The sequence below is a fragment of the Nocardioides palaemonis genome, assembly GCF_018275325.1.
In the GTDB taxonomy this organism is placed as follows: Bacteria; Actinomycetota; Actinomycetes; order Propionibacteriales; family Nocardioidaceae; genus Nocardioides; species Nocardioides palaemonis.
This window is the reverse complement of sequence record NZ_JAGVQR010000001.1, coordinates 1904888-1924515: the sequence shown is the minus strand read 5'-3', so window position 1 is coordinate 1924515 and position 19628 is coordinate 1904888. Positions and strand designations below refer to the sequence as shown.

Genomic DNA, 19628 nt, shown 5'->3' with positions numbered 1-19628 from the left:
ACACCTCGCCGAGGGACGCTGGCGTGACACCACGACCTGAGGAGAAGGCCCATGACTGACCAGGTGGAGCGTGCGACCGTCGGCGACGTCGACCTCGCCCACGAGTCCTTCGGAGACCCTGCCGACCCGCCGTTGCTGCTGGTCATGGGGCTGGCGACCCAGATGCTCGGCTGGGACGAGCGGTTCTGCGCCCGACTCGCGGACGAGGGGTTCCACGTCGTCCGCTTCGACAACCGCGACGTGGGGCTCTCCACGCACCTCGACGCGGCTGGTGTCCCCGACATCGGAGCGCTGATGACAGGCGACCCCGCTGCCGCTCCCCCGCCGTACACGCTGGTCGACATGTCCCGCGACGTCGAGGGGCTGCTCGACGCGCTGGGCCTGGAGTCCGCACACGTGGTGGGAGCCTCGATGGGCGGGATGATCGCCCAGCAGCTCGCCATCGCACGCCCCGGCCGCGTCCGCAGCCTCACCTCGATCATGTCGACCCCGTCACGCGAACTCGGTGCGCCGCGACCCGAGGCGATGGCGGCCCTGTTCCTGCCACCACCGACCGACGAGGACACAGCCGCCCAGCGCGCACTGGAGGTCTACCGCGTCATCGGCTCCCCGGCCTACCCACTCGACGAGACCCGTCTCGCCGACGTCGCGCGCCGCGCGTACGCCCGCGGCTACGACGCCGCCGGCGTGGCCCGGCAGTACGCCGCGATCCTGGCGTCACCCGATCGGCGGCCGGGACTTCGCGAGCTCGACGTGCCGACCCTCGTCATCCACGGCGAGGACGACCCGCTGGTCCAGGTGGCCGGGGGCCTGGCCACCGCGGACGCGGTCCCGGGCGCCCGGCTGGTCGTGGTGCCTGGGATGGGGCACAACCTCCCCGAGCCGCTCTGGCCGCAGCTGGTCGACGACGTCGCCGCCCACGCCCGCGCGGCCGAGGCGGCCCGGGCTGCCGTCAACCCGCCAGGGCGGTGACGGCCTGCGGGACGTCGATCTCGCGCTTGAGGATCTTGCCGGTCGGCCCCTTGGGGAGCGCGTCGACGACCCAGACGTGGCGCGCGTACTTGTACGCCGCCACGCGAGCCCTGACGTGCTCGCGGAGCTCCTCGGCGGTCGCGTGGCGGCCCGGACGCAGGGTGACCGCGGCGGCGACCTCCTCGCCCAGCGTGGGGTGGGGAACGCCGATGACGGCGGCCTCGAGCACCGCCGGGTGCGCGTAGAGAACCTCCTCGATCTCGCGGGGGTAGATGTTGAACCCTCCGCGGATCACCAGGTCCTTCTTGCGGTCGACGACGTAGTAGAAGCCGTCCTCGTCGCACCGGGCCAGGTCGCCGCTGTAGAACCACCCGTCGACGATGGCCGCTGCGGTGGCCCCAGGTCGGTCCCAGTACCCCTTCATCACGTTGTGGCCGCGGATGGCGATCTCACCCACCTCGCCAGGGCCCACCTCGACGCCGTGCCGGTCGACGAGCTTGAGCTCGACGCCGTCGAGCGGGACGCCGATCGAACCCACCCTCGAACGACCCGGGCGGTTGAACGTCGCGGTGGGCGAGGTCTCCGACAGGCCGTAGCCCTCGAGGACCGGTGTACCGAGGTCCTGCTCGACCCCGCACAGCACCTCCAGCGGGAGTGACGCACCGCCCGAGACGCACACCCGCAGGCTGGACGTGTCCGAGGCCGCGGCGCCTGCCTCCAGCATGGTGACGTACATCGTGGGGACGCCGGCGAACACGGTCGCCCGGTCCTGTGCGACGAGCTCGAGCACGGCACCGGCGTCGAAACGGGGCACCAGGCTCACGCTGGCGCCGACGGCGATCGAGGCGTTGAGCACGTTGCTCTGGCCGAAGGCGTGGAACAGCGGCAGGCAGCCCATGACGACGTCGTGCTCGGTCAGCTCGACGAGCCCGCCGAAGCCCAGCGCGTTGAGGCGCAGGTTCGCGTGCGTCAGCTGTGCGCCCTTCGGCGTACCCGTCGTGCCGGAGGTGTAGAGGATCACGGCGGTGTCGTCGTCGGAGCGCGCCACCGGCCCCGGCTCGGGCACCAGCGCCCGGACCGTCCGCAGCAGGTCGTCGTCGGCCTCCACGACCTCCGTGCCGACCGCCGCAGCGGCGAGCCGGGCTTCCGGAGCGGCGTGGGGTGACACGAGCACCAGCCGCGCACCCGAGTCGCGCAGCTGGTGCTCCACCTCGGGTGCCTTCAGCAGCGGGTTCATCGGGACGACGACGGCCCCGGCGCGGAGCACGGCGTAGTAGAGGACGGGGAACTCCAGCACGTTGTGCAGCATGAGGCCAACGCGGTCCCCCGGGCCGACACCGCGAGCGCGCAGGAGCCCGGCGGCTCGGGCGCTCAGGTCGTCGAGCTCGGCGTGGCTGAGGGCTGTGGCGTCGAGGCGGACCGCGGCCCGCCGTCCGTGCCGGGCGGCAGACGCGGTGAGGATGCTGGCGAGGTTGGTCATCTCGGACCACCCTTCTGGAGCAGGAAGTCGATGATCGTGGGGATGGTGGTCCTCGCGGCGGTGCGCCCCACCAGCAGCCCGACGTGCCCGCCGTCGAGCCGCAGCTCGTGCTTGTCCGTCGATCCGACGAGGTCGATGAGCGGCGACGCCGAGGCTTCCGGGACGATGTGGTCCTGGTTGGCGAGCACGGTGAGGAACGGCACCGTGATGTCGGACAGGTGCACCCGGTCCCCGCCGATGACGAGGCGGTCGTTGACGATCGCGTTGTCGTCGAGCATGTCCGCCAGCTGGCGCGCGACGCCGCCGGGCAGGGGCACGTGGTCGGTGGCCCATCCGATGAGCGCCTGGTAGGACGCCACGTAGTCGTCGTTCCACAGCCCCTGCCAGAGGTCGACGTACTGCGTGACTGCCGTTGTCGGCTTGAGGGACTTGAACGCCTGGTGAATGACGTGGGGAGGGACGTTGCCGTCGGGGTCGAGCAGCGACGTCACGTCCAGCCCGCCCCTGGTCGTGAGGTTGCTGAAGGGGCCCAGGTGCTCGAGGTCGACCGGCGTGGTCAGCACGGTGAGGCTGCGCAGGGGCGCATTACGGTGGTGTGCGGCGTAGAGCAGGGCAAGCACGCTGCCGAAGCAGTAGCCCAGCATGTCGACCTCCTCTGCTCCGGAGACCTCTCGGACCCGCTGGACGGCGGCCGGCAGGTAGTCGTCGACGTAGTCCTCGAGCCGGTTGGCGGCGTCGCGCTCGTCCGGGACGCCCCAGTCGAGCAGGTAGACGTCGAAGCCGGCGGCCAGGAGGTGCTCGACGAAGCTGTTGCCCGGCCGGAGGTCGAGGACGTAGCTGCGGGAGAACAGGCTGAAGACGAGCAGCAGCGGCGGTCGGGCGCTCACGTCCTCGTCGCCGTTCCCGTCGGCCCGGTAGCGCCAGAGCTCGACGCGGCCGTGCCGCCACACCACGTCCTTCGGCGTCTGGCCGACGGCGGGTCGTGCTGCCCCGGTGGCCAGCCTGACACCGTTGCGTGCGCGCTGACCTGCTCGTCCGACCTGTTGCCTCACGAGGGGGCCCAAGCCTGCCTGCGTCTGCGTGGTGGTCACTGCCCGCTGCCCTCGCGGTCCGTCCGGGACTGCTCCAGCTGCAGCGACAGGCGTCGCAGGTCGCGGTCGAGCGCGCCGATCTGCCTCCGAAGCTTCTGGACGTCGCTACGCGCCGGCAGGTTCACCAGGTGCCACCCGGTGGTGGCGACGCTGTCCAGTACGCGTCCGATCCTGCGCCGCACCCCGAGCGCGGCGGCGGTCACCTGCGCGTACTCCCCGCTGCGCACCCAGCGCTCTGCGTGCGGTGCCACGGCCCGTTCCGCGACGTCGTACGTCCTTCGCCAGGATGGGGTGCTCGTCATGGGTGTTCCTTCGTGGTCGTCCCGGCCGGTCAGGGCGAACCTAGGTCTGCCTCCTCACGCCGACCTGTACCGAAGTGGAACACCCGCGGACCCGACGTCGCGAAGATGCACGAGGCGCGCGGGTGATACTGCTCGCGGAACAATGTGAACCCGACTGGTATCAGACACACCTCGCCCCGGATGTGACCGTCGTTACATACTGGTGAGGTGAGCCCCGCCGACGACCCGAGTGCTGTGGCCGGCTCACGACGCCCGCGGGCCGACGACGAGCTCGTCCGCTCGGCGAAGGAGACGCTGATCTCCCTCGGCCTGCTGCACAGCGCGGACACCCAGCCGGCCCGGGTCTCCGACGAGATCGACCGCAGCTGGCGTCGCTCCATCAGCGCCGGGGCCACCCACACCACTGGCGCCTTCCAGTTCGTCAACGAGTACGACGAGGACAGCGAGCTCTCTCGTGCTGCGCGACCCGTCCTCGACCGGCTCGCCGAGACCTTGCAGGACATGGGCACGGCGATCTTCCTGGCGGACCGGTCGGGGCAGATCGTGGCCCGGCGGGTCGCCGGCCACACCGAGCAGGTCCGCTTCGACAGCGCGAACGCCGCGGAGGGCTTCGACTTCTCCGAGGAGAGCATCGGCACCAACGGGCTCGGCACCCCGATCCAGGAAGGTGCCTCGGTCTTCGTGCGCGGGGCCGAGCACTTCAACGAGGCCCTGGAGAGTCTCGCATGCGCGGGTGTGGGGATCCGGCACCCGGTCACCGGTCGGGTGATCGGCTCCCTGTCGCTGGCAGCCCCCGCGGACGCGGCCGAGATGATGATGCTGGCGATGACCCGGGAGGGTGCCAAGCAGATCGTGGACAACCTGAGCGCCACCGTCAGCAGGCGTGAGCTCACGCTCGGGCGGAGCTACCAGCGCCACCGGGCCAAGGGACCCGTGATCGTGCTCAACAGCGACACCGTGATGACCAACGTCACCGGACTGTCGTTCCTCAACGTCGAGATGCACGCACGGTTGTGGGACTCCCTGCTCGCGAAGGACTGGGGCCGAGGACCCCACGAGCTGGAGCTCGACCTCCAGTCGCTGCATGCCCGGGTGCTCGCCCACCGCCTCGACGACACCGACGACGCGGCCTTCGCCGTCGAGATCCTCGACCGCAAGCAGGCCCGCCCTACCGGCAGGCCGAGCCGCTCTGCCCCGGTCCGCGACGCGTTCGTCGTCAACCTGCAGCGCACCGCTGCTCGCTCGGCAAGTGCCATCACCGTGACCGGTCCGGGCGGGTCCGGCAAGTGGTACGTCGTGCGCGAGTGGCTCCGCACCGAGGGCCACGAGTCCCCGCTCGTCCTCGACGGAGGCGCGCTCGTCGGTCAGGACGCGTGGCGGGGCGACGCAAGGGACGCACTTGCGTCCGGCGGGGTCGTGGTGCTGCGCCGGTTCGAGGACCTCGACGCCGGCCAGGTCAGCGCCGTTAAGGCACTCGCGGACGACGCTGCGCCAGGACGACTGGTCATCACCGCGGATCTCGACAGGTGCTCGGAGTCCGCAGTGCGGATCCTGTCCCAGGTCGCGGTGGGGATCGACGTCCCTCCGCTCGCCAGCAGGAGCCAGGAGTTGCCCACCATCGTGCAGGCACTCCTGGCGGAGATCGATCCGCAGCACCGACCGGTGCTCTCCGCCTCGACCATGCAGTCACTGATGCGCTGGGACTGGCCCGGCAACGTCGCCGAGCTCCGCCAGGTGCTCCTGGGCCTCGCCGCCGAGCTGCCCGGCAAGTCGGTCAGCCCCTACCACCTGCCCGAGCGGATGTGGGAGACCGCCAACCGACGCCCGCTCACCCGGATCGAGGCGGCGGAGCGCAGCGAGATCGTCGCCGCGCTGCGCCAGGTCGACGGCAACCGGTCGAAGGCGGCCACCCTGCTCGGCATCGGTCGTACGACGCTCTACCGCAAGCTGACCGCCCTCGGGATCGACGACGAGGCGCTGCTCTCCTGACCTCGCCCCTCAGGCGCGGTGCCCTCGCCCGTCCGCTTCGAGGAAGTCGGTCACCGCCCGCGCGCTCGACTCCGGCCGGCTGAGCAGGAACATGTGGCCTCCGTGCGGGACCACCTCCAGCGTCGACCGCGGAGCCAGCAGGTGCATCAGGCGCGCGTTGTGGACCGAGAAGACCGGGTCGTCGTCACCGTGCATGATCAGGGTCCGCTGCGCCAGCAGCGGCAGGAACGGCACGCTCGTCCAGCCTACGAGCGCGAGCAGCTGACGTCGGTAGGCGCCCGCATCGACCTCGCGGACCAGGCCCAGTCGTTTCAGCAGCTCGGGGTCGTCGACGAAGTCGCCTCCGTAGACCCGCCGGACCAGCACCTCCCGGTTCGCCTCGCTGCGGTCCGGTCGCCAGAAGCTCGCGACCGTGGCTGGCGCGACCGGCACGCTCAGGAATCCCGGACTGGTGCTCGCCAGCACCACCCGCCGTACGCGCCGCGGATGCGTCAGCGCCAGCTGCTGGGCAGTGACACCACCCCAGGACAGACCCAGCACGTCGAAGCGCTGGACGCCCAGCCGGTCCATCACCCGGCTGACGAAGCGCGCGTAGCCCATGACGGTGGGCCACCGGCCGAGATGCTCGGGCTGCACGTCGAAGGCGATCGTGGTCCGGGGGATCTGCTCGCGGAACTCCCCCCACTTCGCCTGGTCCAGGCCGACGCCGTGACACATGAGCAGGGGCAGGCCCCGGCTCCCCACCCCGCCTGTCTTCCGCACGCTCACCACCACCGCGTGCTCGCCCACCCTGACCTCGCGCGCGTCCTCGTCTACCAGCTGCACTTCGAGCACCTCTTCCTCGTCCCGACATGACGCGGTCGAGGTGGCGTCCCCCGTGGGCGCCACCTCGACCGGATGCCGCGTGCTGCTACTTCTTCTTGGCGGCGGATGCGGTCTCGCCCGCGGGCTTCGGCGCCGACTGCGCGGCGGCGACCAGCTGGTGCCCGAACTCGCGCTGGTTGGCGATCACCTTCTCGAAGGCGTCGTAGACGCCGTCGACCAGCGCCGCGGGCTGCGGGAACCGCTCGGACCAGGCGGCCGCGTCGGGCTGCGAGCTCTTCGGGGTCAGCGACTGGGCGGTCTGCGTCCAGAATCCGACCGAGCTGACCGCCGCCGCCTGGGCGGTGCGGACGTTGGCGAGCACCTGGTCGGTGACCTTCTGGACGTACTCCTGTGCCTGTGTCATCTGTTTGCTCCTCTGGGTGTGGGTGACGACGACCTTGCAAACTTTATGCAGCACTTGCTCGATGCGTCAAGTACCTCGCAGATGCTTGGTACTGTTTGCGCATGGCCGACCCGTGGACTCCGCAGCTGCAGGCGCTGGGCAGCTACATCAAGACCCAGCGGCAGCTGGCCGACCTGTCCCTGCGGCAGATGGCCGAGCTCGCCGAGGTCTCCAACCCGTACCTCAGCCAGATCGAGCGCGGCATGCACCAACCGTCCGTACGAGTGCTCAGATCGATCGCCAAGGCGCTCAACATCTCGGCCGAGTCCCTGCTCACACAGGCCGGTCTGCTCGACGCAGCCACCGGCGGGACCGAGGGCTCGGCCTCCGGCGTCGAGGCCGCGATCAAGGCCGACCCGCGCCTGACCCAGCAGGCCAAGCAGACGCTCCTCGCGGTCTACCGCACCCTGCTGCCGGCCGACCGCGATCCGTCGGGCGCCGACGGCTCGTCCAGCTGATCGATCCCGAGCAGGGAGTCCCGCACCGCGCGCACGGCGGGACTGCGCTCGTCGGCCCGCCAGGCCGCCCGCAGGTGCACGTCGGGAAGTCCCTCGGCCTCGCTCGCCGCGATGGGGACGAAGGTGACGTGTGGATCCCCCTGGTTGGCCGCGACCGATGCCAAGGTGAGAAGGCAGCCCACCTCGGCGCTGACGAGGGCGAGCGCGGTCTGCGTGTCAGGCGCCACCTGCGCGACGCGGGGCAGGAAGCGCTGCGCCTGGGCCAGTCGTCGTAGCCGGTCCGTCAGCACCGACCCCTCGTCGACAGGCAGGGAGACCAGCCGCTCGTCGAGCAGCTCGGCGAACTGGACGGCGTCGACGCCGGCGAGCCGGTGAGTGGCAGGGACCGCGAGCACCAGGTGGTCCTCCGTCACCACCCGGGCGTCGATGCCCTCCGGGACGACGTCCCAGCGGCCCATCGCGACGTCGGTCTCGCGCGTGGCCAGCTTCTGGATCGCCGCCAGCGCGAAGTTCTGGCTGGAGAGCTCGAGCTCGATGCCCGGTCGCTCCGAGCGCACCCGGCGGGCGAGGGTGGCGACGAGGGGATGGGTCGAGACGCCGGCGAACGCGACCCGCACGAGACCGACCTCCCCGCGCTCGGCCGACCGCGCGGCTTCGGTGGCGCGCCGCAGCGCCTCCATCACTTCGCGGGCGGGCTCGACCATCGCCTGTCCGGCCGGGGTCAGCGCCACCGAGCGGGTGTTGCGGTCGAACAGCGTCGTGCCCAGCTCGCGCTCGAGCTGCTTGATGGTGCGCGTCAGGGGCGGCTGGGCCACGTGGAGACGCTCGGCAGCCTTGCGGAAGTGCAGCTCCTCGGCGACGGCGAGGAACGCGCGCAGCTGGGCGACATCCATGAGATGAAGGTATCACCGAATGAATGATCAGGTATTGGACGCGCAACAATACGACGCGCATAGTCGTGGGCATGTACACCGGCAACCCAGAGGTCCCCGACGACGTCTTCGCCGACGTCCTCAAGCAGATCACCGAGTTCGTCCACGAGCGCGTCGTACCGCGCGAGCTCGAGATCATGTCCACCGACGCGATCCCCGACGACCTGCGTCGCCAGGCCGCCGAGATGGGCCTGTTCGGCTACGCCATCCCGGAGCAGTGGGGCGGGCTCGGCCTCGACCTCGTCCAGGACGTCGAGGTCGCGATGGCCCTGGGCTACACGTCCCTGTCCTTCCGCTCGATGTTCGGCACCAACAACGGCATCGCCGGCCAGGTGCTCGTCGGGTTCGGCACCGAGGAGCAGCAGGAGCGGTGGCTGCCCGGCATCGCGTCGGGTGAGATCGTCGCCTCCTTCGCCCTCACCGAGGTCGGTGCCGGGTCCAACCCCGCCGGCCTGCGCACGAGCGCCACGCCCGACGGCGACGGCTGGGTGATCGACGGCACCAAGCAGTTCATCACCAACGCCACCGAGGCCGGCCTGTTCGTCGTGTTCGCCCGCACCGCGCCGGCGACCGAGAAGAGCACCGGCGTCGCGGTCTTCCTCGTCCCCGCGGACACGCCCGGCGTCGAGGTCGGCGTCAAGGACGCCAAGATGGGCCAGGAGGGCTCCCGCACGGCGGAGGTCAGCTTCGACCAGGTGCGTGTGGGCGCCGACGCGCTCGTCGGAGGCGACGGTGACGTCGGCTACCGCGCGGCGATGACGTCGCTCGCCCGAGGGCGCATCCACATCGCAGCCCTGGCCGTGGGTACAGCGCAGCGCGCGCTCGACGAGTCGGTGTCGTACGCCGCCAGCGCAACCCAGGGCGGCACGCCGATCGGGGACTTCCAGCTGGTGCAGGCGATGCTGGCCGACCAGCAGGCCGGAGTCCTGGCGGGCCGCGGGATGGTCCGCGAGGCCGCCCGCGCCTACGTGACGGGCGAGGACCGGCGCATCGCCCCCTCGGCCGCCAAGCTGTTCTGCACCGAGATGGTGGGCAAGGTCGCCGACCTCGCCGTGCAGGTGCACGGCGGCTCGGGCTACATGCGGGAGGTTCCCGTCGAGCGCATCTACCGAGACGTGCGACTCCTGCGCCTGTACGAAGGCACGAGCGAGATCCAGAAGCTCATCATCGGAGGCGGCCTCCTCCGCGCAGCTCGAAAGGCCTCCTGATGCTTCCGCTGGAAGGCGTCACGGTCGTCGCGGTCGAGCAGGCCGTCGCGGCCCCGCTGGCCACGCGCAACCTGGCCGACCTCGGCGCCCGCGTCATCAAGGTCGAGCGGCTCGGCGGCGGCGACCTCGCCCGCGGCTACGACCACGTCGTCCACGGCACCGGCGCGCACTTCGTCTGGCTGAATCGGGGCAAGGAGTCGATCGCGGTTGACCTCAAGAGCGACGAGGGCCGTGCCGTCGTCAGGCGGCTCGCGCTCGCTTCCGACGTCTTCGTCCAGAATCTCGCCCCCGGCGCAGCCGCTCGGCTGGGGCTCGGCGCCGAGGAGCTTCGCGCCGAGAGGCCCGCGCTCGTCGTGGCGAGTCTGTCCGGCTACGGATCGGGCGGGCCGCTGGAGGAGCGCAAGGCCTACGACATGCTCATCCAGGCCGAGGCCGGGCTGATCTCGATCACCGGCACTCCGGAGGACCCGGTCAAGACGGGGATCCCCACCGCCGACATCGCCTCGGGCATGTACCTCTCGCAGGCCGTCGTCGCAGCCCTGCTGCGCCGCTACCGGACCGGTGACGGTGCGACGATCGAGGTGTCGATGCTGGAGGCGACCGTCGAGTGGATGGGTCACGCCCTCTACACCCAGATGCACACGGGGAGCCAGCCCGCTCGCATGGGTGTGAGCCACAGCGCGATCGCGCCGTACGACGCGTTTCCCACCAGCGACGGCGAGATCCTGATCGGTGTGCAGAACGACTCCGGCTGGCGCGCCCTGGTCACCGCGGTTCTGGACGCACCCGCGCTCGCCGACGACCCCCGGTTCGCCACCAACGTGGCGCGCGTCGCGCACCGCGCGGAGTGCGACGCGGAGGTCGGTGCGCGGACCCGGCTGTGGAGCACGCGGGAGCTCGACGCGCGCCTGGCCGCCGCCGGCGTCCCGGCCGCCGAGATCAAGACCCTGGCCCACGTCGTCGACCACGAGCAGCTTCGCGCTCGTGACCGCTGGCGCAGTGTCGACATCGAGGGCGCGAGCATCGAGGGGCTGCTGCCTCCCGCGACCTTCGGCGACGTCGAGGCACCGATGGGGTCTGTCCCGGCTCTGGGCCAGCACACCCGCGCGCTGCTCGTGGAGTCGGGCGTTGACCCCGCGGAAGCCGATGCCGCCATCGGCCGTGGCGTCGCCTATCAGCTCCCTCGCAGCCCCGTCGGCGTCGCCTGACCCGGCCCCTCCCCCGAGCTCAACCCGCCTAGGAGACAACCCCTTGGAAGCATTCATCATCGCCGGCGCACGCACGCCGATCGGCCGGTACGGCGGCGCACTGGCCGGCGCCCGGCCCGACGACCTCGCCGCGCTGGTGCTGGGCGAGGCCGTGTCGAGGGCGGGCGTAGACCCCGTCGACGTCGACGAGGTGGTGTTCGGTGCGGCCAACCAGGCCGGCGAGGACAACCGCAATGTCGCCCGGATGGCCGCCCTCCTTGCCGGCCTTCCCGACACCGTCCCCGGCTTCACCGTCAACCGCCTGTGCGCCTCCGGCCTGACCGCCGTCGCCACCGCTCGCTCCCTGGTCGCGGCCGGTGACGCCGACGTGGTGGTGGCCGGCGGGGTCGAGTCGATGACCCGCGCCCCGTGGGTGACGGAGAAGCCTGCGAAGGCATGGGCCAAGCCCGGGGCGAGCTTCGACACTTCGATCGGCTGGCGTTTCTCCAACCCCCGGTTCGACGCGAGCACGACGCTGTCGATGCCGCAGACCGCGGAGCGGGTCGCCGAGCAGTGGAAACTCACCCGGTCCGAGCTCGACGAGTTCGCCCTCGCGTCCCACCAGCGGGCCGTCAAGGCCATCGAGAGCGGCCACTTCGCCGACGAGATCGTGCCCGTCGGAGCGGTCGACACCGACGAAGGGCCGCGGCGCGACACGAGCCTGGAACGGCTCGCCGGTCTCCGCCCGGTCAACGGTCCGGACGGCATCGTCACCGCCGGGAACTCCAGCTCGCTCAACGACGGGGCTGCTGCGCTGGTGATCGCCAGTGAGGCGTACGTCGAGCGGCACGGCCTCCGGCCCCGCGCCCGGGTCGTCGCCTCCGCCTCGGCAGGCGTCGCCCCCGAGATCATGGGGATCGGCCCGGTCCCCGCCACCCGCAAGGTGATGGAGCGCGTCGGCTGGTCGACCTCCGACCTCGGCGCGGTCGAGCTCAACGAGGCGTTCGCCTCCCAGTCGCTCGCGTGCATCCGGGAGCTGGGGCTCGACTCGGAGACCGTCAACGCCGACGGTGGGGCCATCGCGCTGGGGCACCCGCTTGGCGCCTCGGGAGCCCGGATCCTGCTCACCCTGCTCGGCCGGATGGAGCGCAGCGACGTGAGCCGTGGTCTGGCCACCATGTGCGTCGGGGTGGGACAGGGCACCGCGCTACTGGTGGAACGGCCGTGACGGCCTCGGTGGAGGTGGAGGAGCACGCCGACCGTGTCGTCGTACACCTCGCCCGCCCCGAGGTCCGGAACGCGATCGACCACCAGATGGTCACCGAGCTGCACGCGGTGTGCGACCTACTCGAGGCCGACCCGCGGGTACTGCTGCTCGCAGGCAAGGGCGACAACTTCGCGGCCGGAGCGGACATCTCCCAGTTGCGGGAGCGACGTCGCGACGACGCGCTCCGCGGCATCAACTCCGGTCTCTTCGACCGGATCCACCGCCTCCCGATGCCGGTGGTCGGGCTGCTCGACGGCTACGCGCTGGGCGGCGGCGCCGAGCTGGCGTACGCCTGCGACTTCCGCATCGGGACCCCGCGCCTGCGCATCGGCAACCCGGAGCCCGGACTCGGGATCCTCGCAGCGGCGGGCGCCACCTGGCGGCTCAGGGAGCTCGTCGGCGAGCCGGTGGCCAAGGAGATCCTGCTCGCCGGCCGGCTCCTCGACGCCGAGGAGGCGCTGGCCCTGCGACTGGTCAACGAGATCGTCGAACCGCACTCCCTGCTCGAGGCCGGCCACGGCTGGGCGGATCGGATCACCCGGCAGGCCGGCCTCGCCGTACGCCTCACCAAGTCGGCTCTTCACGCTCCGCGCGACGCTCACCCGTACATCGACGACCTGACCCAGGCCGTGCTCTTCGAGACCGACGAGAAGCAGGCACGCATGACCGCGTTCCTGGAGAGGAACAAGAAATGACCCTACCCACCCAGGTCGGCGTCTACGGCGGAGGCCGGATGGGCGCCGGGATCGCCCACGCGTTCCTCGTCGCCGAAGCACACGTCACGGTCATCGAGTCATCCACCGAGTCCGCCGACACCGCCCGGGAGCGCATCGAGACCTCGCTGGCGCGCGCGGCCGAACGGGGCCATCTCGCGGAGGGTGCACCCTCGGCCGTCGCACGGCTCGCGGTCTCCACGGAGCCGGCCCAGCTGTCGGGGTGCGGCCTCGTCGTCGAGGCGGTGCCGGAACAGGTAGCGCTCAAGCGCCAGGTGCTGGCCGCGATCGAGGTCGCAGCTCCGGGTGCCTGGGTCGCCACCAACACCTCGAGCCTGTCCGTGGACGAGCTCGCCTCCACGCTGGCCCGACCCGAGCGCTTCATCGGCCTGCACTTCTTCAACCCGGTGCCGGCCAGCCGGCTCGTCGAGATCGTCGTCGGGGCCAAGACCGTCCCGGAGCTCGTCGACCTGTCCAGGGGGTGGATCGCCGATCTCGGCAAGACCGCGATCACGGTGACGGACTCTCCTGGGTTCGCCTCCTCGCGTCTCGGCGTCGCCATCGCCCTGGAGGCGATGCGCATGCTCGAGGAGGGCGTCGCCACTGCCGAGGACATCGACACCGCCATGGAGCTCGGCTACAAGCACCCGGTCGGTCCGTTGCGGACCACCGACCTCGTCGGGCTCGACGTACGTCTCGCGATCGCCGAGCATCTTGCTCGGGAGGTGGGTGAGCGGTTCGCGCCACCTTCGATCCTGCGGGAGCTGGTCGCGGTCGGGCACCTCGGACGCAAGTCCGGCCAGGGCTTCTACAGCTGGCCCCCTGCATGAGGATCACCGGCGCCGTTCTGGAAGAGCTCGGCCGCCCGGGGCCGTGGGCGGAGACCCGACCGCTCACCGTGAGCGAGCTCGAGCTCGAGGGCCCTGGCCCCGGTGAGGTGCTCGTGCGGATCGCCGCTGCCGGGGTGTGCCACTCCGACCTGTCCGTGGTGAACGGGAACCGGCCTCGCCCCGTCCCGATGCTGCTGGGCCACGAGGCCAGCGGCCGGGTCGTCGCACTGGGCGACGGCGTGACCGAACTGCGCGTGGGTCAGCAGGTGGTCATGACCTTCCTCCCCCGCTGCGGACACTGCGAAGGGTGCGCGACGGACGGGCGGATGCCATGTGTCGCCGGCTCGGCCAGCAACGCTGCCGGTGAGCTTCTCGGCGGCGGCCGACGGCTGACCCGCGACGGGGTCCCGGTGCATCACCACCTCGGCGTGTCAGCCTTCGCCACCCATGCCGTGGTGGACACCCGATCGGTCGTCGCGGTCGAGGACGACGTGCCGCCCGACGTCGCTGCGGTACTCGGCTGTGCCGTCCTCACCGGGGGCGGTGCCCTTCTCAACGCGGCCCCGCCGGAGCCGGGCCAGAGCGTCATGGTGGTGGGACTCGGGGGCGTCGGCATGGCGGCGCTGCTCACCGCGATCGCCCTCGGCCGCGGGGACGTCGTAGCGGTGGACGGGGTGCCCGCCAAGCGTGATCAGGCCCGTCAGCTGGGGGCGTCCACCGTGCTCGACCCGGGCGACCTCGCGTCGAGCGGCATCAGGTGCGACGTCGTCGTCGAGGCGGCCGGCAACGCCCGGGCGTTCGAGGCAGCACTGGCCGCCACCGCGCCGGGTGGGCGCACGGTGACCGTGGGCCTTCCACCGCCCGACGCGCTGGCGCGCATCTCGCCGCTGCAGCTGGTCGCCGAGGCACGAACCGTGGTCGGCAGCTACCTCGGGTCAGCGGTCCCGGCCAGGGACATCCCGGTGTTCGCCCAGTGGTGGCGCGAAGGCCGCCTCCCCGTCGAAGAACTGGTCTCGTCGCGCATCACGCTCGATGACATCAACCGGGCCATGGACGATCTCGCCGCCGGCACAGCGCTGCGCCAGATCGTCGAGCTCTGAGCGCACCACCCCACCCCGCGACGCAGGATGCCGCAGTCGACTGAGCTTCCCGACGCTGTCGGGTTCCAGCTCATGATTGCGCTGCGAACACGGGCATCAGGGTCGAGACGAGCTGCTCCGCGAAGCCGGGACCGAGGGACTCGCCGCTGAGGAAGAGTCGGTAGTAGAGCGGTCCCAGCAGCATGTCGGTCACCAGCTCGGGGTCGAGGTCCGGGCGCAGCTCCCCCCGAGCCACACCTCGTTCGACGAGTGCAGTGACGTCGGCGACGCGTCGGCTTACGACCTGCTCGCGGTAGGTCCGGGCGAGCTCGGGGTCCGCCGCGATCTCAGGGACAAGGCCCTGCATGACACGCCCCAGGACCGTGGTGCTCATCAGCTCCGCCGTTCTGCCCACCAGACCGACCAGCTCGGTCCGGGTGTCTCGCCGGTAGGGCTGGGTGCTGACCTCTCCGACCATGTCGAGCAGGACACCGAGCGCAAGATCGGACTTCGAGCGGTACCGGCGGTAGATCGTCGTCTTGGCCACCCCGCTCCTCGCGGCAACACCTTCGACGGTCAGGCCGGAGAACCCGCTCTCGGCGAGCACCTCCCGGGCGGCGCCGAGCACCAGGCGCTCGGACCTCGCGCGGCGCCGATCGTGACCAGTGGGCGTCGCGGGTGCATCAGGGTGCACGTTCAATGGCAGACCTCCAGATGTTACGGAATAATGCTACGCAACGTAGCGTTTTTCTAGCGATAGCACAACCCCTACTTCTGAGGAGCACCCCGTGACCGAGATCAACACACCCACCGACCGTTACCAGCGAGGGTTGGACCGGATGATGGAGCTCGTCTCCACCGAGCACGCCGGCACCTTCGACCACGCCAAGCTGGTCGAGTCCTACCGCGACCTCGACGAGCACCTCGCCGACTACATCGTCTCGTTCGCCTTCGGCGACATCTACTCCCGCGACTCCGTGACGCAGCAGGAGCAGACGTTAGTGACGATCTCCATGCTCACGGCTCTCGGCATCGAGCCGCAGCTCAAGCTGCACATCAACGTCGGCTTCAACGTCGGCCTCTCCCAGGAGCAGATCGTCGGTGCCCTGATCCACGGCATCCCCTACGTCGGGTTCCCGCGCGTGCTCAACGCCCTGACCTTGCTCCGGCAGGTCATGACCGAGCGCGGCGCAACGGACCCCGCGGCCAACTGACCCATCGCGACGAAGGGAATTGATCATGAGCAAGAGAATCGGGTTCGTAGGACTCGGCACCATGGGGCTGCCCATGGCGGTCAACCTCAACAAGGCCGGCTTCGAGGTGATCGGCTACGACGCCTTCGAAGGCAGCCGCCAGAAGGCGCGCGCCGCAGGCATCACCGTCACCGAGACCCTCACGGAGGTGGCGGAGAAGTCCGACGACGCCATCGTGTCCATGGTGCGCGACTACGCCCAGAACGTCGATGTCATCCTGGGCGAGGACCGGCTCCTTTCCGCCAACCCGCAGGGCCTGACCATCATCGTCATGAGCACCCTCGATCCCGACTCGATGAACGAGCTCGGCCAGCGAGTGGAGGAAGCCGGCGACGTGAAGCTCATTGCCGCCGCCGTGTCCGGCGGTGCCTCCGGCGCCGAGGCTGGCACGCTGTCCATCATGGCTTCCGGTCATGAGGACCGAGTAGAGGCGGCACGCCCGTATTTCGAGGCCGTCGGCTCGCACACCTTCTACTACGGCACCAACCCGGGCAACAGCCAGGCCGCGAAGCTGGTCAACAACCTCGTCCTGGGGATCACGATGCATGCCGTCGCCGAGGGCCTCAGGTTCGGCGCGCATTACGACCTTCCCGAGTCCGAACTGCTGAGCCTCTTCAAGGTCTCCACCGGGGACAGCTGGGTCGCCCGCAACTGGGATTCCGTCTCAGGGTGGACCGCGGACACGGCCCTGGCGGTGCTGCTCAAGGACCTCAAGGCTGCACACCTCAAGGGCCTCGAGCACGGCATTCCCCTGCCGTTCAACGCGCTCTCCTCGACCCTGCTGTTCGACTCCTGGGGCCAGGAACCGCACGCAAGGTAGACCTCAATACGACCGTGTGCATTGAGAGAGCGCCTGCGCGCACACCTGCGAGCTGCGGCCGAGCGCACCAGAGGATTTGAACCTCAATCCTCTGGCTAAGAGCGCAAAACACAGCAAGCTCGATCACGACCCGCCCACCGACGTCACGTAGCAGCAGAGGGCGCCGAGAGAGTCCCGTCGGTCGGTCCAGTTGGCACCCCCCGCTCGGCGTGACACCTGCGATCGCTCCAGGAGGTCGAACAGGGATCAATTCTCCACAGCCTGCGCGGTGTGGGCTGCACACCTTCAGCTACGAGGGCAAACCTGGTCCTCGTGATCACGAAGGAGCACACGATGAGTACCACCGTCGACACGGGCCACGAGAGCATGATCCTCACCATCGACGAGGCGGCGGCCTACCTCGCGATCCCGAAGGCGACGCTCTACACATGGCGGACTCGCCGGCCCGGGTTCGGACCACGCGCCGTGAAGATGGGCGGTTGCCTGCGCTACCGCCGCGCGGACCTCGACGCCTGGATCGTCGAGCACCTCGAGCCCGCAGCAGGCGAGTAGAGCCATGGCCAGGCCGCCACTGCCCCTCGGCACCTGGGGAACCATCACTACCGAGAAGATCCGCGACGGAAGCTACCGAGCATTGACCCGGTTCCGTGACACCGACGGCAACACTCGTCGTGTCACTGCGACGGGTCCGAGCAAGGCGGCTGCGGAGCGAGCGCTTCGAGACGTCCTGAGCACGCGCACCGCGCCAGCAGGCGAGCTCATCACTGCAGAGACCCGGCTGATCGAGCTGGCCAACCTGTGGATCTCTGGTCTTGAGGCTGAAGGACGGATCGAGCAGACCACGATCAACGAGTACCGCCGGGTGCTGGACAACCTGGTGCTGCCCAGTGTTGGCGGGCTGAAGCTCCGCGAGGCCACCACGGGGCGCCTGGACCGGCTCCTGCTGCGGTTGCGCGATCAGAGCGTGAACCGGCAACGCAAGGCCAAGGTCGTCCTCGGGGCCATGCTGGACCTCGCGGTCAGACACGACGCCATCCCGACGAACCCTGCCCGCGGGACGACCCGGGTCCACCGTCCCAGGCAGGAGACCAAGGCTCTCCGGGTCGAGGACCTGATCGAAATCCGCGCAGCAGTACGCCGGTGGGTCAACGCGGACCGCCCTGGACCCAGGGCCACCAGTGACATGGCCGACATCATCGACCTGATGCTCGCCACCGGGTGCCGCATCGGCGAGGTCCTGGCCCTGCGCTGGAGCGACCTGGATCTCGATGGGGACCTGCCCGTCCTCACGGTGTCGGGCACGATCAAGACCGAGACCGGGAAGGGCACGTATCGCAAGCCCACACCGAAAACGGACACCAGCCGGCGAACCGTGGTGCTACCCCGGTTCGCGGCCGAGCTGCTACGCGTGCGCCGGGAGTTCGCGACACCCAACGAGAACGACGCCGTCTTCGCGACACGCAACGGCACGTGGCATCAGGTCGTCAACATCGAGCGGCGGTGGCGGCAGATCCGCAAAGACACCGGCTTTGAATGGGTGACCCCGCACACGTTCCGCAAGACGGTGGCGACACTGATCTCCGAGGCAGCGACGTCGGAGCTCGCCTCGCGACAGCTCGGCCACTCCTCGAGCCAGGTCACCCGAGACCACTACATCGCCAAGCCACCGGTCTCAGCCGACCTCTCCGAGGTCCTCGAGCGGCTCGCTGAGAGCGAAGACGCGAGCGCGGATTCGTAGACCGAGAAATCGTTTACGACCAGTAAACGACCATTCTGAGGATCCACGTCAATAACGGAAATCGCCTCTGCCCTGCGTGTCCGCAGGCCAGAGGCGATTTTTCGGTCGGGCTGACAGGATTTGAACCTGCGACCCCCTGACCCCCAGTCAGGTGCGCTACCAAGCTGCGCTACAGCCCGAGTGCTCCAGGCGCGAGGCCGGTGGAGCGAGGGGAACACTACCGCAGGACCAACGGCCTCGTTGAATCGACCCGCTGGTGGTCCGTCCGGGCTGCACGGAAGGGCCCGACCGGGCCATTTCACGCCGATCCCCGGACGTCCGGGACACCCCGCCAGACCATGGATCCTCCACCCCCTGGAGGAACCCGTGCGCGCCATCCCCCGTCCGGCCGGCCTGCTGCTCGCCGTCGTCGTCGCGACGTCCGGCCTGTCGCTCGCCGTTCCCCGCGCCGACGCCGCGCCGGAGTCGAACGTGCGCGAGGACGTCCACCAGGCACAGGCGATGCTGCTCCAGCGACGTCTCCGCGAGCGCCAGCGGTCGCTGGCCTCGCTCAACCGCCGCGCCGACGCCCGCGACCGGGCGCTCCTCGGGCGCCAGCGGGTGCTCGCGACGTACGGGTGGACCGGCGACCCCGACCGGGTGACGGCGGTCCTGCCGCTGGCGTCCTACTCGCTGTCTGCCGGCTTCGGCCTGACCGGGCCGCTGTGGGAGGCCGAGCACGGCGGGCAGGACTTCAGCGCACCGACCGGCGAGCAGATCGTCGCGGTCGCGGCAGGCACCGTGACCGAGGTCGCCGAGGCGGGGCCGTACGGACTGCGGACCATCGTCACCCTCCCGGACGGCACGGAGGTCTGGTACTGCCACCAGAGCGCGACCGACGTCGAGGCCGGGCAGCACGTCGACGTCGCCGACCCGCTCGGCGCCGTCGGCGACAGCGGCAACGCCACCGGGCCGCACCTCCACCTCGAGGTGCGTCCCGAAGGCGGAGCGCCGATCGACCCGTACGACTGGCTGGTCGCGGCCGGCGTCACGCCCTGAGCGG

Annotated in this window: 21 protein-coding genes and 1 tRNA gene; 14 read left to right on the top strand and 8 right to left on the bottom strand. The window is 70.5% G+C overall.

What is annotated here, in order from left to right:
* The first annotated feature begins 51 nt into the window (after positions 1–51).
* On the top strand, positions 52–972 hold the full coding sequence (locus KDN32_RS09460) for an alpha/beta fold hydrolase (protein WP_211731736.1): 921 nt from the start codon (positions 52–54) through the stop codon (positions 970–972).
* Here KDN32_RS09460 and KDN32_RS09455 read toward each other — a convergent pair.
* From KDN32_RS09455 to KDN32_RS09445, 3 genes are read right to left on the bottom strand one after another with little or no spacing between them, the layout of a single operon-like run.
* Positions 953–2452 carry a long-chain-fatty-acid--CoA ligase gene (locus KDN32_RS09455; RefSeq protein WP_211731735.1) on the bottom strand — a complete coding sequence of 500 codons (1500 nt, stop codon included), beginning with the start codon at positions 2450–2452 and terminating at the stop codon, positions 953–955. The two genes, KDN32_RS09460 and KDN32_RS09455, sit on opposite strands and share 20 nt — an antisense overlap.
* Entirely contained in the window at positions 2449–3504 is a 1056-nt protein-coding gene (locus KDN32_RS09450; RefSeq protein WP_211731734.1) for an alpha/beta fold hydrolase, read from the bottom strand. The genes KDN32_RS09455 and KDN32_RS09450 overlap by 4 nt, the downstream gene beginning before the upstream one ends.
* A 35-nt stretch (positions 3505–3539) precedes the next feature.
* Positions 3540–3845, bottom strand: coding sequence for a hypothetical protein (locus tag KDN32_RS09445; RefSeq protein ID WP_211731733.1), 306 nt, complete (start codon positions 3843–3845; stop codon positions 3540–3542).
* 207 nt (positions 3846–4052) lie between these two features.
* Between KDN32_RS09445 and KDN32_RS09440 the strand changes: the two genes are divergently transcribed.
* Positions 4053–5834: a sigma-54-dependent Fis family transcriptional regulator gene (locus KDN32_RS09440; protein WP_211731732.1), complete on the top strand. Its 1782-nt coding sequence runs from the start codon at positions 4053–4055 to the stop codon at positions 5832–5834.
* Positions 5835–5843: 9 nt separating this feature from the next.
* Here KDN32_RS09440 and KDN32_RS09435 read toward each other — a convergent pair whose 3' ends face one another.
* On the bottom strand, positions 5844–6659 hold the full coding sequence (locus KDN32_RS09435) for an alpha/beta fold hydrolase (RefSeq protein WP_211731731.1): 816 nt from the start codon (positions 6657–6659) through the stop codon (positions 5844–5846).
* An 85-nt stretch (positions 6660–6744) separates the two neighbouring features.
* Positions 6745–7062 carry a hypothetical protein gene (locus KDN32_RS09430; protein ID WP_211731730.1) on the bottom strand — a complete coding sequence of 106 codons (318 nt, stop codon included), beginning with the start codon at positions 7060–7062 and terminating at the stop codon, positions 6745–6747.
* 101 nt (positions 7063–7163) lie between these two features.
* On the opposite strand from KDN32_RS09430, the gene KDN32_RS09425 reads away from it, so the two are divergent.
* The gene (locus KDN32_RS09425; protein WP_211731729.1) at positions 7164–7559 is read left to right on the top strand and encodes a helix-turn-helix domain-containing protein; all 396 of its coding nucleotides are present in this window, start codon (positions 7164–7166) and stop codon (positions 7557–7559) included.
* Here KDN32_RS09425 and KDN32_RS09420 read toward each other — a convergent pair.
* The gene (locus KDN32_RS09420; protein ID WP_211731728.1) at positions 7499–8452 is read right to left on the bottom strand and encodes a LysR family transcriptional regulator; all 954 of its coding nucleotides are present in this window, start codon (positions 8450–8452) and stop codon (positions 7499–7501) included. The genes KDN32_RS09425 and KDN32_RS09420 overlap by 61 nt on opposite strands.
* A 71-nt stretch (positions 8453–8523) precedes the next feature.
* Here KDN32_RS09420 and KDN32_RS09415 point away from each other — a divergent pair, with 71 nt between their 5' ends.
* From KDN32_RS09415 to KDN32_RS09390, 6 genes are read left to right on the top strand one after another with little or no spacing between them, the layout of a single operon-like run.
* Complete coding sequence (locus KDN32_RS09415; protein WP_211731727.1) at positions 8524–9699, top strand: acyl-CoA dehydrogenase family protein; 1176 nt, start codon at positions 8524–8526, stop codon at positions 9697–9699.
* The gene (locus tag KDN32_RS09410; protein WP_211731726.1) at positions 9699–10907 is read left to right on the top strand and encodes a CaiB/BaiF CoA transferase family protein; all 1209 of its coding nucleotides are present in this window, start codon (positions 9699–9701) and stop codon (positions 10905–10907) included. Before KDN32_RS09415 ends, KDN32_RS09410 begins: the two co-directional genes overlap by 1 nt.
* A gap of 43 nt (positions 10908–10950) precedes the next feature.
* On the top strand, positions 10951–12114 hold the full coding sequence (locus KDN32_RS09405; RefSeq protein WP_249216397.1) for a thiolase family protein: 1164 nt from the start codon (positions 10951–10953) through the stop codon (positions 12112–12114).
* Positions 12111–12848, top strand: coding sequence for an enoyl-CoA hydratase/isomerase family protein (locus KDN32_RS09400; protein WP_211731725.1), 738 nt, complete (start codon positions 12111–12113; stop codon positions 12846–12848). The genes KDN32_RS09405 and KDN32_RS09400 overlap by 4 nt, the downstream gene beginning before the upstream one ends.
* Positions 12845–13696, top strand: coding sequence for a 3-hydroxyacyl-CoA dehydrogenase family protein (locus tag KDN32_RS09395; protein ID WP_211731724.1), 852 nt, complete (start codon positions 12845–12847; stop codon positions 13694–13696). The genes KDN32_RS09400 and KDN32_RS09395 overlap by 4 nt, the downstream gene beginning before the upstream one ends.
* The gene (locus KDN32_RS09390) at positions 13693–14796 is read left to right on the top strand and encodes an alcohol dehydrogenase catalytic domain-containing protein (RefSeq protein ID WP_211731723.1); all 1104 of its coding nucleotides are present in this window, start codon (positions 13693–13695) and stop codon (positions 14794–14796) included. Before KDN32_RS09395 ends, KDN32_RS09390 begins: the two co-directional genes overlap by 4 nt.
* Before the next feature lie 70 nt (positions 14797–14866).
* Here KDN32_RS09390 and KDN32_RS09385 read toward each other — a convergent pair whose 3' ends face one another.
* On the bottom strand, positions 14867–15403 hold the full coding sequence (locus KDN32_RS09385) for a TetR/AcrR family transcriptional regulator (RefSeq protein ID WP_211731722.1): 537 nt from the start codon (positions 15401–15403) through the stop codon (positions 14867–14869).
* Between the two features lie 160 nt (positions 15404–15563).
* Here KDN32_RS09385 and KDN32_RS09380 point away from each other — a divergent pair, with 160 nt between their 5' ends.
* The 4 genes from KDN32_RS09380 to KDN32_RS09365 all read left to right on the top strand — a co-directional run bounded on the left by KDN32_RS09380 (position 15564) and on the right by KDN32_RS09365 (position 18586).
* A complete protein-coding gene (locus tag KDN32_RS09380; RefSeq protein ID WP_211731721.1) occupies positions 15564–15989 on the top strand; it encodes a carboxymuconolactone decarboxylase family protein in 426 nt (141 codons plus the stop codon).
* A 25-nt stretch (positions 15990–16014) separates the two neighbouring features.
* Entirely contained in the window at positions 16015–16848 is an 834-nt protein-coding gene (locus tag KDN32_RS09375) for an NAD(P)-dependent oxidoreductase (RefSeq protein WP_211731720.1), read from the top strand.
* 333 nt (positions 16849–17181) lie between these two features.
* Entirely contained in the window at positions 17182–17400 is a 219-nt protein-coding gene (locus KDN32_RS09370) for a helix-turn-helix transcriptional regulator (protein ID WP_211731719.1), read from the top strand.
* Between the two features lie 4 nt (positions 17401–17404).
* Entirely contained in the window at positions 17405–18586 is a 1182-nt protein-coding gene (locus KDN32_RS09365; protein WP_211731718.1) for a tyrosine-type recombinase/integrase, read from the top strand.
* Between the two features lie 105 nt (positions 18587–18691).
* Here KDN32_RS09365 and KDN32_RS09360 read toward each other — a convergent pair.
* Positions 18692–18765, bottom strand: a tRNA-Pro gene (locus KDN32_RS09360).
* Positions 18766–18952: 187 nt separating this feature from the next.
* Between KDN32_RS09360 and KDN32_RS09355 the strand changes: the two genes are divergently transcribed.
* Positions 18953–19624 (top strand): M23 family metallopeptidase, encoded by a 672-nt coding sequence (locus KDN32_RS09355; protein ID WP_211731717.1) that lies wholly within the window; start codon positions 18953–18955, stop codon positions 19622–19624.
* The last annotated feature ends 4 nt before the right edge of the window (positions 19625–19628 follow it).